16 protein-coding genes and 1 tRNA gene are annotated in these 15,526 nt (G+C 67.8%); 12 read left to right on the top strand and 5 right to left on the bottom strand.

All coding sequences use genetic code 11. The annotated features are described in order from the left end of the window. Positions 1-67 precede the first annotated feature (67 nt). The 6 genes from P7B02_RS06205 (at position 68) to P7B02_RS06180 (ending at position 5,509) form a co-directional block, all read left to right on the top strand. Positions 68-1,030: an ABC transporter ATP-binding protein gene (locus tag P7B02_RS06205; protein ID WP_277785455.1), complete on the top strand. Its 963-nt coding sequence runs from the start codon at positions 68-70 to the stop codon at positions 1,028-1,030. Between the two features lie 64 nt (positions 1,031-1,094). Beyond that, positions 1,095-1,171: transfer RNA gene (locus P7B02_RS06200), tRNA-Arg, on the top strand. 242 nt (positions 1,172-1,413) lie between these two features. Beyond that, positions 1,414-2,580 (top strand): Gfo/Idh/MocA family protein, encoded by a 1,167-nt coding sequence (locus P7B02_RS06195; protein WP_277785454.1) that lies wholly within the window; start codon positions 1,414-1,416, stop codon positions 2,578-2,580. Positions 2,581-2,604: 24 nt separating this feature from the next. Next, entirely contained in the window at positions 2,605-3,981 is a 1,377-nt protein-coding gene (locus P7B02_RS06190) for a Gfo/Idh/MocA family protein (protein ID WP_277785453.1), read from the top strand. After that, on the top strand, positions 3,978-4,412 hold the full coding sequence (locus tag P7B02_RS06185; RefSeq protein ID WP_277785452.1) for a cupin domain-containing protein: 435 nt from the start codon (positions 3,978-3,980) through the stop codon (positions 4,410-4,412). Before P7B02_RS06190 ends, P7B02_RS06185 begins: the two co-directional genes overlap by 4 nt. A 170-nt stretch (positions 4,413-4,582) precedes the next feature. Then, on the top strand, positions 4,583-5,509 hold the full coding sequence (locus P7B02_RS06180) for a phosphoribosylaminoimidazolesuccinocarboxamide synthase (RefSeq protein ID WP_277785451.1): 927 nt from the start codon (positions 4,583-4,585) through the stop codon (positions 5,507-5,509). 73 nt (positions 5,510-5,582) lie between these two features. Here P7B02_RS06180 and P7B02_RS06175 read toward each other — a convergent pair whose 3' ends face one another. The 4 genes from P7B02_RS06175 to P7B02_RS06160 form a co-directional block, all read right to left on the bottom strand. Beyond that, complete coding sequence (locus P7B02_RS06175) at positions 5,583-6,344, bottom strand: ABC transporter permease (protein ID WP_277785450.1); 762 nt, start codon at positions 6,342-6,344, stop codon at positions 5,583-5,585. After that, positions 6,341-7,306, bottom strand: a complete 966-nt coding sequence (locus P7B02_RS06170) for an ABC transporter ATP-binding protein (protein WP_431355801.1) — start codon at positions 7,304-7,306, stop codon at positions 6,341-6,343. The genes P7B02_RS06175 and P7B02_RS06170 overlap by 4 nt, the downstream gene beginning before the upstream one ends. A 268-nt stretch (positions 7,307-7,574) precedes the next feature. After that, the gene (locus tag P7B02_RS06165; protein ID WP_277785448.1) at positions 7,575-9,644 is read right to left on the bottom strand and encodes an AsmA family protein; all 2,070 of its coding nucleotides are present in this window, start codon (positions 9,642-9,644) and stop codon (positions 7,575-7,577) included. A 62-nt stretch (positions 9,645-9,706) separates the two neighbouring features. Continuing rightward, positions 9,707-10,183, bottom strand: coding sequence for a molybdopterin-dependent oxidoreductase (locus tag P7B02_RS06160; protein WP_277785447.1), 477 nt, complete (start codon positions 10,181-10,183; stop codon positions 9,707-9,709). Positions 10,184-10,223: 40 nt separating this feature from the next. Between P7B02_RS06160 and modA the strand changes: the two genes are divergently transcribed. Genes modA through P7B02_RS06140 form a run of 4 tightly spaced genes read left to right on the top strand, consistent with a single transcriptional unit; the run spans position 10,224 to position 12,794 of the window. Further along, a complete protein-coding gene (gene modA, locus P7B02_RS06155) occupies positions 10,224-10,982 on the top strand; it encodes a molybdate ABC transporter substrate-binding protein (RefSeq protein WP_277785446.1) in 759 nt (252 codons plus the stop codon). Positions 10,983-11,018: 36 nt separating this feature from the next. After that, complete coding sequence (locus P7B02_RS06150; protein ID WP_277785445.1) at positions 11,019-11,666, top strand: HAD-IA family hydrolase; 648 nt, start codon at positions 11,019-11,021, stop codon at positions 11,664-11,666. Between the two features lie 18 nt (positions 11,667-11,684). Then, positions 11,685-11,969, top strand: coding sequence for a 4a-hydroxytetrahydrobiopterin dehydratase (locus P7B02_RS06145; protein WP_277785444.1), 285 nt, complete (start codon positions 11,685-11,687; stop codon positions 11,967-11,969). A 39-nt stretch (positions 11,970-12,008) separates the two neighbouring features. After that, complete coding sequence (locus P7B02_RS06140) at positions 12,009-12,794, top strand: SDR family oxidoreductase (protein ID WP_277785443.1); 786 nt, start codon at positions 12,009-12,011, stop codon at positions 12,792-12,794. Between the two features lie 2 nt (positions 12,795-12,796). Here the strand turns inward: P7B02_RS06140 and P7B02_RS06135 are convergent, their stop codons facing one another. Next, positions 12,797-13,198, bottom strand: coding sequence for a hypothetical protein (locus P7B02_RS06135; RefSeq protein WP_277785442.1), 402 nt, complete (start codon positions 13,196-13,198; stop codon positions 12,797-12,799). 112 nt (positions 13,199-13,310) lie between these two features. Here P7B02_RS06135 and pseB point away from each other — a divergent pair, with 112 nt between their 5' ends. Together pseB and pseC are read left to right on the top strand one after the other, a co-directional pair. Then, entirely contained in the window at positions 13,311-14,348 is a 1,038-nt protein-coding gene (pseB, locus tag P7B02_RS06130; protein ID WP_277785441.1) for a UDP-N-acetylglucosamine 4,6-dehydratase (inverting), read from the top strand. Next, positions 14,345-15,508: a UDP-4-amino-4,6-dideoxy-N-acetyl-beta-L-altrosamine transaminase gene (gene pseC / locus P7B02_RS06125; RefSeq protein WP_277785440.1), complete on the top strand. Its 1,164-nt coding sequence runs from the start codon at positions 14,345-14,347 to the stop codon at positions 15,506-15,508. Before pseB ends, pseC begins: the two co-directional genes overlap by 4 nt. Positions 15,509-15,526 lie beyond the last annotated feature (18 nt).

Below are 15,526 nucleotides of genomic sequence, written 5' to 3'. Positions count from 1 at the left end.
GCCGCGGGGGCGTCAATTCGCCTTGCGGCCGCAACAAACCGTTCTGTCTCCAGACGCCGCAGGCTCCATGGACCTTCCCGACTACGCCATCGAGGCTCAAGGCCTCTTCAAGACCTACGCGGCCACCAAGACCACGCCGGAAAAGCGGGCCCTCAACGGCATCGACCTGAAGATCCCGCGCGGCTCGATCTTCGGCCTGCTGGGGCCGAACGGCGCCGGCAAGTCCACTTTCATCAACATCCTGGCCGGCCTGACCCGCAAGACCAGCGGCTCGGTGAAGATCTGGGGCCGGGACATCGATACTCACCCGCGCGACGCCCGCGCCGCCATCGGCGTGGTGCCGCAGGAGTTGGCCGCCGACGTCTTCTTCACGCCAAAGGAATCCCTCGACGTGCAGTCGGGCCTCTATGGCGTGCCCAAAAATGAGCGCCGCACCGATGAGCTGCTCGCCGCCCTGGGTCTTTCCGACAAGGCCAACGCCTATGTGCGGCAACTGTCCGGCGGCATGAAGCGCCGCCTGATGGTGGCCAAGGCCATGGTCCATCATCCGCCGGTCCTGGTGCTGGACGAGCCCACCGCCGGTGTCGATGTCGAGCTGCGCCGCCAGCTCTGGCAATATGTGGTGGGCCTGAACCAGCAGGGCGTGACCATCGTCCTGACCACGCACTATCTGGAAGAGGCCCAAGAGCTCTGCGATCAGATCGCCATCGTCAACCGGGGCGAGGTGGTGGCCTGTGAGCCGACCTCGACCCTGCTGCGCCGGCTCGACACCCGCAATGTGGTGGTCACGCCGGAAGAGCCGGTGACGGTGGCGCCCGTGCTGCCGGGCTTCGAGACCAAGGTCCGCGCCGGCGGCGCTTTTGCGGTGAGTTACAAGACCGGGCAGTCCAGCGTGGAGCAGGTTCTGGCCGCCGTCCGCGGCGCCGGCCTGCACATCAAGGACATCGCCACGGAGGACCCGGACCTGGAGGACGTCTTCGTCTCCCTGACCTACGGCTCGGCCACGGCGGCTGATCCGGTCAAGGACTAGCGGGGCAGGCGGGCAAGGCGTTTGCGCGTATCCGCGCTTTCAGCTAGAACCCGCCTCCCGGAACGCACCCGTAGCTCAGCTGGATAGAGCGTTGCCCTCCGAAGGCAAAGGTCACACGTTCGAATCGTGTCGGGTGCGCCACTTTCCTGAAATCTGAACAGGTCTCGCGCGGCTGTCGCGTAAGCGACCGATGCTATTTCAGCGTGTGTCATCATCACAATCTGGATTGGACATCCGCAGCCCTATGCGCGGAGATCGCGTCCGCGCGCGAAGGGGTTTCCCTGTTCGCGATTTAGTGGTCTGATGACTTGTCAGTCCATGAATGAGCCATTGGTCAGTCCAATGAAGCGGGCGACCTTGGAGGCCGGGAGGAGGGCCGACATATGGACGATACGAGCCGACGTGCTTTGCTGATGGCCGCCGGGACGGCGGGTCTCGCCTCGCTGGCGGGCGGCGCCTTCGCCCAGCCGCCGACGCCCAAGCCGCTGCAGCCCACCGAAGAGGTGGCCGAGCCGGGCATGGACCCGAACACCAAGCCCAAGCACTCCATCCGGTTTGCGGTGATCGGCTGCGACCACAATCACATCTACAGCATGACGGCCGCCATGAAGCGCGGCGGCGGCGCGTTGGTGAAGTTCTACACGGCCGATCCCAAGCAGATCGCCGAGTTCCGCAAGCAGTTCGGCGACGTGCCCCTGGCGCGCAGCGAAGATGAGATCATCGAGGACAAGTCGATCCAGCTGGTGGTCGCCGCCCCGATCCCCGACCTGCGCACGCCCCTGGGCCTGAAGGTCATGGCGGCGGGTAAGGACTACTTGGCGGACAAGCCGGGCATCGTGACCCTGGAGCAGCTGGCCCAGGTCCGGGCGGCGGTTAAGAAGACCGGCCGCAAGTACGCGATCATGTATTCCGAGCGCCTGGAGGTGCCGTCGGCGGTGAAGGCGGGCGAGCTGGTCAAGGCCGGCGCCATCGGCAAGGTGATCCAGACCGTGAACCTGGCCCCGCACCGCATCGGCGTCGGACGGGCCGACTGGTTCTGGGACAAGCGCCGCTATGGGGGGATACTGACCGACATCGGCTCGCACCAGGCCGAGCAGTTCCTCTACTACACCGGCTCGACCAAGGCCCATGTGGTGGCCAGCCAGACGGGGAATCTGACCCATCCGGACCGGCCGCAGTTTGAGGATTTTGGCGATATGACCGTCACCGGGAACGGCGGGACGGGCTATCTGCGGGTGGACTGGTTCACGCCGGACGGCCTGGGCGTCTGGGGCGACGGGCGGCTCTTCATCCTCGGGACCGAGGGATACATCGAGCTGCGCAAGTACATCGATCCCATCGGCCGGCCGGGCGCCAACCACATGCTGATCGTGGACCAGAAGCGCGCCCGATACATCGATTGCAGCAAGGTCGTGCTGCCGTTCGGGCATCAGTTCATCACCGACATCGTCGAGCGCACCTCGGTGGCGCAGGACCAGGACCAGGCCCTGCTGGCCGCCGAACTGGTGCTCAAGGCGCAGAAAAACGCGACCCGGCCGATCACGAGCTAGGAGCGAAAACAGGAGGAGAATTGAGTGACTGGAAAGCAGATACAAAGACGACTTCTGATACAGGGCCTGGGCGCCGCGGCGCTCGGCTTTCCAGCCATCGTTCCCTCCACCGTTTTCGGCGAGAACGCCCCGTCCAACCGCATCAATGTCGGGGTGATCGGGGCGGGGCGCATCGCCCGCATCCACGACATGCCCGAGACCTGGAAGTACGACCACGCTCAGGTCCTGGCGGTATGCGACGTGGACTCCAAGCGGGTCGAGGCCGGCAAGGCCCTGGTCAACGAGACCTATTCCAAGAAGCTGGGCCGCCCGTGGGACGGGGCGGTCGGCTATGGCGACTATCGCCAGATGCTGGCGTCCAAGGACATCGACGCGGTGATCATCGCCACGCCGGACCACCAGCACGCCATTCCCACGGTCCACGCGGTGCGGGCGGGCAAGGATGTCTATCTGCAGAAGCCCGCTGCCCTGACGATCGCCGAGGGGCGCTATCTGTCCGACGCCGTGGCGGCCACCGACCGCATCGTGCAGATCGGCTCGCAGCAGCGCTCGCTCAATCCCTGGCCGCAGTTCCACCGCGCTTGCGAGCTGGTCCGCAACGGCCGCATCGGCGAGTTGAAGCATGTGGAGGTGGGGCTGCCCGGCGACCCGTCCGGCCCCGAGGCCCCGCAAATGCCGGTGCCGCCGAACCTGGACTATGACGCCTGGCTGGGCTCGACGCCGGAGGCCTATTACACCGAGATGCGGGTCCATCCGCAGGCGTCCTTCGACCGGCCCGGCTGGCTGCGTTGCGAGCAGTTTGGCGCCGGGATGATCACCGGCTGGGGCGCGCACCACGTGGACACCGCCCACTGGGGCATGGACATGGAGCATTCCGGGCCGGTGGAGGTCTGGGGCTCGGCGCAGTTCCCGACCAGCGGCCTGTGGGACGTGCATGGCACGTTCCTGACCCACGCCCGCTACGCCAACGGCGTGACCATGGACATCAGCGGCGACTTCCCCAACGGGGTGAAGTTCATCGGCACGAAAGGCTGGATCTTCGTCACCCGCGACGGCGGCGTCACGGCGAGCGACCCGGCGGCGGGGGCGGCCAAAGGGCTGACGGCCAGCGATCCGAAAATCCTGACCAGCGTCATCGGGCCCAATGAGGTGCGCCTCTATCGCAGCAAGGAGCAGCACGGGAACTGGCTGGACTCCATCCGGACCCGCAAGCCGCCGGCCGCCCCGGTGGAGCTCGGGCATCGCGCCACCTCCACCTGCCTGGTGCATCACGCGGCCATGAAGCTGAAGCGGCCCCTGAAGTGGGACCCAAAGGCCGAACGCTTCATCGGCGACGACGAGGCCAACGCCCTGCTCAGCCGCCCGCAACGCAAGGGCTACAGCTTCTCGGAGGCCGCATGATATCCCGCCGCGACATCACCGTGGCGGTCATCGCCGCCGGCGTCAGCCTGGCCGCCGTTGCGGTCGCCCAGGCGCCCAAGCCCGCCGTCCTGGGCCCCGCCGTCTTCACCTGGGAGGGGATGAAGCACGGGGCGACCGACGTGGGGACCTACGCCCAGCTGACCCGCGCGCCCACCGCGACCCTGGACGAGCTGGAGATGCACGTCACCACGCTGCGGCCCGGGACCAACTCCCACCCGCCGCACATCCATCCCAACGAGGAGCTTGTGATCATCAAGCAGGGGACGGTGGAGGTGCTGTCGGGTGGCGAGTGGAAGCGCGTCGGGCCGGGCGGGGTGGTGTTCAACGCGTCGAAATCGCCCCATGCGCTGCGGAATGTGGGGGATGAGGCGGCGGTCTATCACGTGGTGAACTGGAAGGTGGGGAAGTAGGCCTTGCGTCCTTCGACAGGCTCAGGATGACGAACTCATAGCCAATCCAGTTTCGTCGTGCTGAGCGGGAGCGCAGCGACCAGTCGAAGCACGCAACCACGCCAACCCTCGCACTAGGCGGAGAGAGGGAGGGCCGCTATAGCCGGCCCATTATCCAAGGAGCCCCCGCTATGACCGCCATGACGCACAGCGAACTGAACCTGCCGCTGATCGCGCGGGGCAAGGTGCGGGACGTCTATGCGGCGGGGGATGACCGGCTGCTGCTGGTGGCCTCCGACCGGGTCAGCGCCTTTGACGTGGTCATGGCCGAGCCGGTGCCGTTCAAGGGCGTGGTCCTGACCCAGATCAGCGCCTGGTGGTTCAGCCAGCTGAAGGACGTGGTCGACCATCACCTGATCACCACGGACGCGGACGAGATCATCGCCGCCGTCCCGGCCCTGGGCAGCCAGCGTGACCAGATCAACGGCCGCGCCATGCTGTGCAGGCGCACCTCGGTGGTGCCGTTCGAATGCGTGGTGCGAGGATACATCTCCGGCTCCGCCTGGAAGGAGTACGCGGCCGAGGGCACCCTGGCCGGCGAGGCCCTGCCCGCGGGCCTGGTTGAGAGCGACCGCCTCGATCCGCCGATCTTCAGCCCCGCCACCAAGGCCGAGACCGGCCACGACGAGAACGTCACCATCGCCCAGATGGCCGCCGCCCTCGGCGCCGACGAGACGGCGGAACTGGAGCGCCTGTCTCGCGCCGTCTATGGCCGGGTGCGCGACGTGGCCGCCACGCGCGGCGTGATCATCGCCGACACCAAGTTCGAGTTCGGCAAGACTGCCGACGGGCAAATCATCCTGATCGACGAGGTGGCGACCCCCGACAGCTCCCGCTTCTGGCCCGCGGACGTCTATGCCCCCGGCGGCCCGCAGCCCAGCTTCGACAAGCAGCCCCTGCGCGACTATCTGGACGCCGAGCGCAAGGCCGGCCGCTGGGACGGCGAAGCCCCGGCGCCGGCCCTGCCGGAGGTGGTCATCCAGGCCATGAGCGCGCGGTACCTGGAGGCGTTCGAGCGGGTGACTGGCGCGGCGCTGGATACGTGGCGGTTTTCCTAGGGGCCTTTTCGCGTAGTTGCGAGGGAAACTCTCAGAGCCGCGACTGCCGGACATGGCTGGCCGCTCGCCTCTCTCAGTTCTTTAACCGCCACCCCGTCCGGAACACGGCGTAGATCACCGCCAGGCAGGCGGCCATGAAGCCCAGGGTGGCCATGAAGCTGATCTGGATGCCTACGTCGGACACGCCGTAGAAGCTCCAGCGGAAGCCGCTGACCAGATAGACCACGGGGTTGAACAGGGTGATGTTGCGCCAGACCTCGGGCAGCATGTTGATGGAATAGAAGCTGCCGCCCAGGAAGGTCAGGGGCGTGACGATCAGCATGGGCACGATCTGCAGCTTCTCGAAGCCGTCGGCCCACAGGCCGATGATGAAGCCGAACAGGCTGAAGGTGACGGCGGTGAGGACCAGGAAGCCGATCATCCAGAACGGGTGGGCGATCTCGAACGGCACGAACAGGCGGGCGGTGGCGAGGATCACCAGCCCCAGCATGATCGACTTGCTGGCGGCCGCGCCCACATAACCGATCACCGTCTCGATCCACGAGACGGGGGCGGACAGCAGCTCATAGATCGTGCCGGCCCACTTGGGCATGTAGATGCCGAACGAGGCGTTGGAGATGCTCTCCGTCAGCAGGGACAGCATGATCAGGCCGGGCACGATGAAGGCGCCGTAGGAGACACCGTCGATGGATTGCATGCGGCTGCCGATGGCCGAGCCGAAAACCACGAAATAGAGCGAGGTGGAGATTACCGGCGACAGCAGGCTCTGGCCTAGGGTGCGGAACCAGCGCGCCATCTCGAAGCGGTAGATGGCCTTGATGGCGTGGATGTTCATTGCTGCCCCCTCACCAGGCTGACGAAGATCTCTTCCAGCGAGCTTTCTTCGGTGCGCAGGTCCTTGAAGTCGATGCCGTGGTTGTCGAGGCGGCGCAGCAGGGCGGCGATGCCCGTGTCGTCGCCCTGGGCGTCGAAGGTGTAGGTCAGGTCCAGGCCGTCCTCGGACAGGGACAGGTGGTGGTCGGCCAGGTCGGCGGGGATGGCGGCCAGCGGGGCCTGGAGATGCAGGGTCAGCTGCTTCTTGCCGAGCTTCTGCATCAGGACGTGCTTGTCCTCCACCAGGATGATCTCGCCCTTGCGGATAACCCCGATGCGGTCGGCCATCTCCTCGGCCTCCTCGATGTAGTGGGTGGTCAGGATGATGGTCACGCCGCTTTCGCGCAGGCCCCGGACCATGGCCCACATGTCCTGGCGCAGCTCCACGTCGACGCCGGCGGTGGGCTCGTCCAGGAACAGGATGTCGGGCTCGTGGCTGAGGGCCTTGGCGATCATCACCCGGCGCTTCATGCCGCCGGACAGGGCCATGATCTTGCTGTCCTTCTTGTCCCACAGGGACAGGTCGCGAAGGATCTTCTCGATCAGCTTGTCGTTCGGCGCCTTGCCGAACAGGCCGCGGCTGAAGCGGACGGTGGCCCAGACGGTCTCGAAGGCGTCGGTGGTCAGCTCCTGTGGGACCAGGCCGATGGCCTTGCGGGCGGCGCGGTAGTCGCGCACCACGTCGTGGCCGGCTGCGAGGATGGTCCCTTGGCTCGGATTGACGATGCCGCAGATGGTGCTGATCAGCGTGGTCTTGCCGGCGCCGTTCGGCCCCAGCAGGGCGAAGATCTCGCCCTTGCGAATCTCGAGATCGACGCCCTTCAGCGCCGAGAATCCCGAGGCGTAGGTCTTCGACAGACCCGAAACGGAAATGATCGGCTCCAAACCGGCCCCCTCATGCCGGCGTGTCCGGCGTGGCGGCAAGATGGGGACGCCCAAGGCGTTCGCCTAGCCCCTTATCCACGGGATTCGATGAGAGGAGCGCGCCCCCTTCCGGGGGGAGGGAAGGGGGCGGCCGTGAAAGGCCGGCATTGGGGGGAGGGGCAGCCGGCCTCGACAAGCGGCGATGGGCGCCGCCTCGCTCGGGCCGCGCCGCCTGGGGGACCGGCGCGGTCGTTCGATGGAGGCCACTATGCGCCCCGATCCGTGACGGAAAATTGTACGGATCGACAGTCCGTTGGACGGATCGGCCTCAGTCGTCCTTGTTCGGCGCCGTGCGGGCCGCGGCGGCGGTGAGCGGCGCGCCCTTGCCCTTGGCCGAGGCGACCAGGCCCTGGCAGTCGGCGTCCTTCTCCAGGCCCGGATCGACGAAGGGCAGCAGGGCGGCCAGGGGCGTCAGCAGGGCGCCCAGCGCCGCCGCGACGCCGCCCTGGGCCACGGCGCCGCCGGCCTCGACCCCGACCTTGGGCTGCATCAGCGGGCCCTCGACGGTGATCGGCAGGAACAGGCGGACGAGGCGGGGCTTCTTGCTGTCCCCCTCGATGCGGAAGGCCAGGCGCTCGGTCTCCAGGTCCACCGTGCCCGTGCCCTTGGCCAGGACCACGCCGGTGTCGAAGACGATGGTGTTGGCGCGCAGCACGCCGTCGGTGACCTTGAAGTCGGCCACGGCGCAGCGGACGTCCGTCTCCTTGTTGCTCTTGGACAGCAGGAGCAGCAGGCCCTTGCTGGCGTTGACGCCCAGCAGCTCGGCGAAGGCCTGGCGGATCTTGCCGCGCGGCACGACCATGGTGACGGAGCCGTTGGCGCTGCTGGCGGCGCGGTGGACCGAATTGCCGTAGCCGGTGAGCTTGGCGCGGGCGGCCATGGCCCCCTCGATGGCCGGCTGGCCGCCGGTCTGGATCGGGATGAAGTCCTGCAAGGCCGCATTGGTCAGGCGCACGTCGGCGTCGGTGCGCGGGGTCTTGCCGGTGGCGTCCAGCTTGATCTGGCTGGTCAGGCGGCCGCGCGAGAAGTCGAAGGACAGCGGGTCCATGGTCAGGACCCCGTCGTCCAGGGTCAGGTCCAGGGACACCCGGCGCAGGGGCAGGTTCGGGGCGTTCACCGCCAGGGCGCGGTAGCGGACCTTGGCGTCCATGGCCCGGATGCGTTCGACCTGCAGGGTGGAGTCCGGCAGCAGGCGGCGCTGGGCCTGCATCTGCCCGGCCATCTGCTTCTGGCCGGTCGAGGCGGTCTCGCCGCCCCCTGTGGAAGGCGTGCCGCCCAGCAGGCTGCCGAGGTCGTCGAAGTCCAGGCGGCGCGAACGCAGGTCGGCGGTCAGCAGCGGGCGCTCGCGGCCCGTCTCCACCGCCACCTTGCCGCCGATGTCGCTGTCGCCGATGCGGCCTTTGAGGGCGGTCACGTCGTACAGCGAGCCCTTGCGCTCCAGCCGGCCGGAGACGCGGTAGGGCGGCGTGTTCGGCAGGGCCAGGCCGGTGAGGTAGTACAGGTTGTTCAGGTCCTGGCCGGCGATGGTCAGGTCCGCGCCGAACCGGCCCAGGTCGAAGGGCTTGTTGATCGACCCCTTGGCCAGGACACGGGTGGTGCCGGCCCGCACGTCGGCGTCGAAGGGGTAGGGCTTGTTGGGCGACACGTTCAGCAGGGCGCCGCCGGTGACCAGGGCCAGGAACGGCGCGCGGTTCAGTTCGCCCTTGCCCTCCAGGCGGAAGCGGCCCCGCTCGGCGCCCTCGGCCCGCTCGTTGGAGCTGACCGACCCGCGGAAGCTGAGGCCCTTCTGCAGGTCCTCATAGTGCAGCTGCCCGTCGTCGATGATGAAGTGCTGGATGGCCGGCAGCTTCATGGGTTTGCCCTTGGGCTTGTTCGGATCGCCGAAGGTCCAGTTGGCGCGGCCCGACGGCTCGCGCAGCAGGATCACGTCCGGCTTCTCCACCGCCAGCAGGGGCAGGACAACGTCGCCCTTGAACAGGGGCAGCAGCTTGACCTGGACGGCGATGCGCTCGACCCGCGCCATGTGGCCGGGCGGCGCCCATTTAGGCTGGCCCACATGCAGGCCTTCGATGCTGGCGCGGGGCGAAAGGGACCAGGGGTGGACGCGCAGGTTTCCGTCGATGCGCACCTCGCGCTGAAGCTGGGCGGAGGCGAACTTCGACACCGGGCCGCGCAGCCAGTTCCAATCGAAGATGAACAGGAACACGATCACGGCGACGAGGAGCGCCAGGGCGCCGCCAATGCCCCAGCGGGCGGTCTTCGACAGGCCGCTCAGGGGGGCGAGCGCCCAGCGGCTGCGGGGCTTGTGCGGCGGGGGATTGTCGGCGGTCTTGTCCAAGGCGGCGCTCCGGTCGTTCCGTCAAGAACGCGCGGAGCGTAGAGAAGTGTTCCCGCCAAGCTTCAGTTCGCGGGCGCGACCTTGATGGAGATGAGGTTGCGGGCCGATCGCGCGGGGCGCTTGTCGCCTTCCACCACCAGGCGGAACGGGGCCTCCGCCGCCGGCAGGGGCTGGCCGTCCTTGCGGTCGGCGACGATCACCCGCCGCGTGCTCATGGCCGGGTCGACCTCGGCCAAGGCCAGGGCGATGCGATAGCCGTCCGAGGCGTCGGCGATCACCACATTGGCCAGGGCCGCGCCGCGCAGGGCCTCGCCCAGGGGCACGCCGCCGGCCAGGTTCAGGATGTCTGACAGCAGCGGCCCCTCATAGGTCGCCGATTGGCCGTGCCACTGAACGGCTAGCGACAGGCGGGGCAGCTTGGCGATCTCGGCGGCGGTGACAGCCTTGGTCCCGGTGGAGGTCTGGACCTTGAGTTCCTGCGCCAGGGCGGGCGTGACGGCCAGGAGCGCGACGGCGAAGGCGGCGACGGGGAAGCGCATGTTCGGCTATAGGTCCACGATCGTTCGACGGAGCCGGATCATGCGTCGCCACCTGCGCCTTCTGCTAGCCCTCGCCTTCGTTTTCCTGGCCTGGCCTGTGCTGGCGGCCGAGCCGGTGCGGGTCTTCGCCGCCGCCTCGCTGCGGGAATCCATGACCGCCGCCGGCGCCGCCTTCACCAAGAGCACCGGGACGCCGGTGACCTTCAGCTTCGCCGGATCGAACGCCATTGCCCGCCAGATCGAGCAGGGCGCGCCGGCCGACGTGGTGGTCACGGCCGACGCCGAATGGATGGACTGGCTGGCGGAGCGCCGCCTGATCCAGGCCCCGACGCGCAAGACCCTGCTGGGCAACACCCTGGTGCTGATCGCGCCAGCGGGGGCGGCGACCAAGCTGACGATCCGCAAGGGCTTCCCGCTGGCCCAGACGCTCGGCGGGGGGCATCTGGCCCTGGCCGATCCGGCGGTGCCGGCGGGTCGCTACGGCCGGGCCGCCCTGGGTTCGCTGGGCGTGTGGGACAGCGTGGCGGGCAAGACCGCGCCGGCGGCCGATGTGCGCGCCGCCCTGGCCTATGTGGCGCGCGGTGAAGCGCCGCTTGGCGTCGTCTACGCCACCGACGCCAAGGCCGAGCCGAAGGTGCGGACGGTGGCGGTGTTCCCCGCCTCCAGCCACGACAAGATCGTCTATCCTGGGGCGGTGGTGACGGGAACGAAGAACCCGCAGGCGGCCGCCTTCCTGCGTTTCCTGCAAGGGGCGCAGGCCAAGGCGATCTTCCGTGACGCGGGGTTCAATCCGCTCTAGCGTCCCGCGCAAATCAGAAAAGGCGGGGGGAGCGGCATGGCGGTGAAGGCGGTGATCTTCGATTTCGGCGGGGTGATCACCTCGTCGCCGTTCGAGGCCTTCACACGATACGAGGCGGAGCGCGGACTGCCGGACGGGCTGCTGCGCCGGGTCAACGCCACCAATCCCGACGCCAACGCCTGGGCGCTGTTCGAGCGCAACGAGATCGACGCGGCGGCTTTTGATGCGCGCTTCCTGGAGGAGTCCTCGGCGCTGGGCCATCCGGTGCGCGGCGGCGATGTGCTGCCCTTGCTGTCCGGCGACATCCGGCCGGGGATGGTCGAGGCGCTGAAGGCCTGCAAGGCCGCGTTCAAGGTCGGCTGCATCACCAACAACGTCATCACCGGCCACGGCGCCGGCATGTCGGGAACGGCGGAGAAGGCGGCCAAGGTGGCCGGGATCATGGAGCTGTTCGACGCGGTGATCGAAAGCTCCAAGGTCGGCTTGCGGAAGCCCGATCCCCGCATCTACGAGATGATGTGCGAGCTGCTCTCGGTGCAGCCCGCCGAGTGCGTCTATCTCGACGATCTGGGCATCAATTGCAAACCGGCGGCGATGCTCGGCATGACCGCCATCAAGGTGACGAACGAGGCGCAGGCTTTGGCCGACCTGTCCGCCGCCACCGGCCTGAATTTCCTGGCCTGAACTTCAAGGAAAGCTGACATGACCAAGCGCATCGGGGCCAACGCCGCCCTCGCCCAACTGGACGGCCACGGCTGGACCGCGTCCGAGCATCGCGACGCCATCGCCAAGACCTTCACCTTCAGGGATTTCGCCGAGGCGTTCGGCTTCATGGCCCGCATCGCCATCGCCGCCGAGAAGCTCGACCACCATCCCGAGTGGTTCAACGTCTACAACCGGGTCGAGGTGATCCTGACGACCCACGACGTGGACGGGGTCAGCGAACGCGACATCGTCCTCGCGAAGATCATGGACGCGGCGGCCTAGCTCATTCAAACTAATGTTTGAAATTAGGAGGAAGCCCCAATGACCAACAAGAACGGGCGCGTGGCCGGCAAGAAGGCCTTCATCACCGGCGCGGCCCAGGGGCTCGGCGCCGCCGCGGCGCGCCGGCTGGCCGAGGAGGGCGCCAAGGTCACCCTGGCGGACATCAATCTGGCCGGGGCGCAGGCCGTCGCGGACGAGATCAACGCAGCCCACGGCGCCGGCACGGCCTTCGCCGTCAAGCTGGACGTGACCCAGGAAGACCAGTGGATCTACGCCCTGGAGGAAGCCGACGCGGCCATGGGCGGCATCTCGGTGCTGGTGAACAACGCCGGGGTCAGCCGGGACCGGAACATCGAGGAGCTGTCCTACGACACCTGGAAGCAGGTCATGGCGATCAATGTGGACTCCGTCTTCCTCGGCGCGAAACACGCCCTGAAGTACATGCGCCAGAACCAGCCCGGCTCGATCGTGAACCTGTCGTCGATCGCCGGCCTGATCGCCAACCACAACGGCCCCTCCTACAACGCCTCCAAGGCGGCGGTCTGGCTGTTGTCCAAGAATATCGCCCTGCACTGCGCCAAGCAGAAGCTCGACATCCGGTCGAACTCGATCCACCCGACCTTCATCGACACGCCCATCCTGGACAACATCCGCCAGATGATCGGCAAGGAGGAGGCGGAGTCGAAGCTGGCGCGCCAGATCCCGCTGGGCCGCATCGGCGAGCCGAACGACATCGCCAACGCCGTGCTCTATCTGGCCTCGGACGAGAGCCGGTTCATGACCGGCGCGGAGCTCAAGCTGGATGGCGGCATCTCCGCCATGTGAGCCTACTGGAGGATGACGCCGCCCAGCATGACCTGGGCGCCGCGTCCGCCCAGCACCGTGTCGGTGGCCTTCTGGAGCTGGCCGGCGATCAGGTCGAGATTCACAGCCTTCTCCGACGTCGTGCTGTGCGCATAGCGGGCGAGCACTTCGGTATAAGCGGCGCGCAGACGCGGCACGGAAAGCTGGGCCTTCTGGCGGAGCGGCTCGGCGGGCACGTTCAGGTCGGCCTCGATGGTTATCACCGCCCATCGGCCGTTGGGCCGGCGCACGCTGACCGAAACCGGCGCCACGTCGACGATGGGACCTTCGTCGCCCTTCTTCGCCTTGCCGCCGCCAGACGCCAAGGCCGCGCCCGGGAGAGCGAGGCTGAGCGCGAGCAGCAGGGAAAGGAGGCGGCGGTGCATGGCGGCCATCTTGGCGCCTGCGGGTTGACGCAGGGTTGATGGGCGGTGACAGGCGCCGGGACTCAGCCGAGACTCGGTCCAACGCCGCTTGTTCGCGGCCAGGGGGTTTGTCTTGGGTCGTTTCGCACCAGCTTCGCTTGATCTCGACGACAAGGTGATCCTGGTCACCGGCGGCACGGGCTCTTTCGGCCGCCGCTTCGTGGAGGAGGTGCTGGCTCGCGCCAAGCCTCGCAAGCTGATCGTCTATTCGCGCGACGAGCTGAAGCAGAGCGACATGCAGATGGAGCTTCGCGAGAAGTTCCCGCTCGAGGATTTCAAGCGCATGCGCTTCTTTCTCGGCGACGTGCGGGATCGGGAACGCCTGACCCTGGCGCTGCGTGGAGTGGACATTGTGGTCCACGCGGCGGCCCTGAAGCAGGTGCCGGCGGCGGAGTACAATCCCTCCGAATGCATCCACACCAATGTGATCGGCGCCGAGAACGTCGTGTGGGCCAGCCTCGCCAACGGGGTGAAGCAGGTGCTCGCCCTGTCCACGGACAAGGCCTGCAATCCGATCAACCTTTACGGGGCGACGAAGCTGGCCTCGGACAAGACCTTCGTGGCGGCTAATAACCTGTCCGGCGACATCGGCACGCGCTTCGCGGTGGTGCGCTACGGGAATGTCGTCGGCTCGCGCGGCAGCGTCGTTCCGCTCTATCGACGACTGTTGGCGCAGGGCGCGACCGAACTGCCGATCACGGACGTGCGGATGACCCGCTTCTGGATCACCCTGCCCCAGGGTGTCGACTTCGTCCTCTCATCCCTGCAGATGATGCGCGGCGGCGAGATCTTCGTGCCGAAAATTCCCTCCATGAAGATGACCGATCTGGCCGAGGCCATAGCGCCCGGCGCCAAGATCAAGGTGATCGGCATCCGCCCTGGCGAGAAGCTGCATGAGGTGATGATCAGCGCCGACGATGCGCGCCAGACCATCGAGTTGGTCGACCGCTATGTGATCGAGCCCACCTTTGACGAATTCGCCCGAATGGCCCTGCGTGAGGCCGAGAGCGCGAAGCCGGTGAGCGAGGACTTCTACTACGCGAGCGACAACAACGACGATTGGCTGAGCACCGAAGGCCTGCTCGCCATGCTGGAGGAGGGCGGGGCGTGAGCGCCCGGCCGTTCCTGCCCTACGGCCGCCAGACCATCGAGGACGACGACGTCCAGGCTGTCGCGGACGCGCTGCGCGGAGACTTCCTGACCACGGGCCCGACCGTCGCCGCCTTCGAGGCGGCGGTGGCGCAGAAGGTCGGAGCGGCTCATGCCGTGGCCGCCTCCAACGGCACGGCCACCCTGCACCTGGCGATGATGGCGCTGGGCGTCGGCGAGGGGAATGTGTGCATCGTCCCGTCCGTCACCTTCCTGGCGACCGCCAACTGCGCCCGCTACGTGGGCGCCGAGGTGGTGTTCGCCGATGTCGATCCCGACAGCGGCCTGATGACGCCGGACACCCTGGCCGAGGCGTTGAAGCGCGCCGAGGGACGGCGGGTGAAGGCGGTGCTGCCGGTTCATTTGCGCGGGGACGTGGTTGACCTGCCGGGCCTGAAAGCGCTGGCCGATGAGGCGGGCGCGGTGCTGGTGGATGATGCGCCGCACGCTCTGGGCTCGACCGCCGTGTTCGGGAACCAGGCCTCGACCGTAGGCGACTGCCGCTGGTCAGCCATGGCGAGCTTCTCGTTCCATCCGGTGAAGACCATCGCCACCGGCGAGGGCGGCATGCTGACCACCAATGACGGGGCGCTGGCCGGCCGCCTGCGCGCCCTGCGCAGCCACGGCATGAGCCGGCCGGCCGGGGCCGATCCCTGGATCTACGAGATGGCCGAGCCGGGGTTCAACTACCGCCTGCCGGACATCAATTGCGCGCTGGGCCTGTCGCAGCTGGCCAAGCTGGATCGGTTCGCCGAGCGTCGGCGGACCTTGGCGGCTCGTTATAAGGCGTTGCTGCCCCCGCTGGCCCCCGTCGTGCGGTTGGCTTCAAGTCCCGGCCATTCGAAGCCGGTGCTACATCTGCTGACGGTTCTGATCGATTTCGCGACCGCCGGGGTGACGCGGGCGGAGGTCGTCGCGCGTCTGGCGGAGCAGGGGATCGGCTCTCAGGTCCACTACATCCCGGTCCACAACCAGCCCTATTATCGTCAACGGTACGGCGCGCTCGACCTGCCCGGCGCCCAGGCCTGGTATGACCGTTGCCTGACCCTGCCGCTGTTCCCCGGCATGGCGGATGCGGACGTTGATCGCGTGGTCGAGGCCCTGAAAGCGGCTCTGGACTGACAGCGTCCGCAGAGCGAC

The sequence above is a fragment of the Caulobacter segnis genome, assembly GCF_029543125.1.
Lineage (GTDB): Bacteria > Pseudomonadota > Alphaproteobacteria > Caulobacterales > Caulobacteraceae > Caulobacter > Caulobacter segnis_D.
The sequence above is the reverse complement of the archived record's forward strand: the minus strand, read 5'-3'. Positions and strand labels throughout refer to the sequence as shown.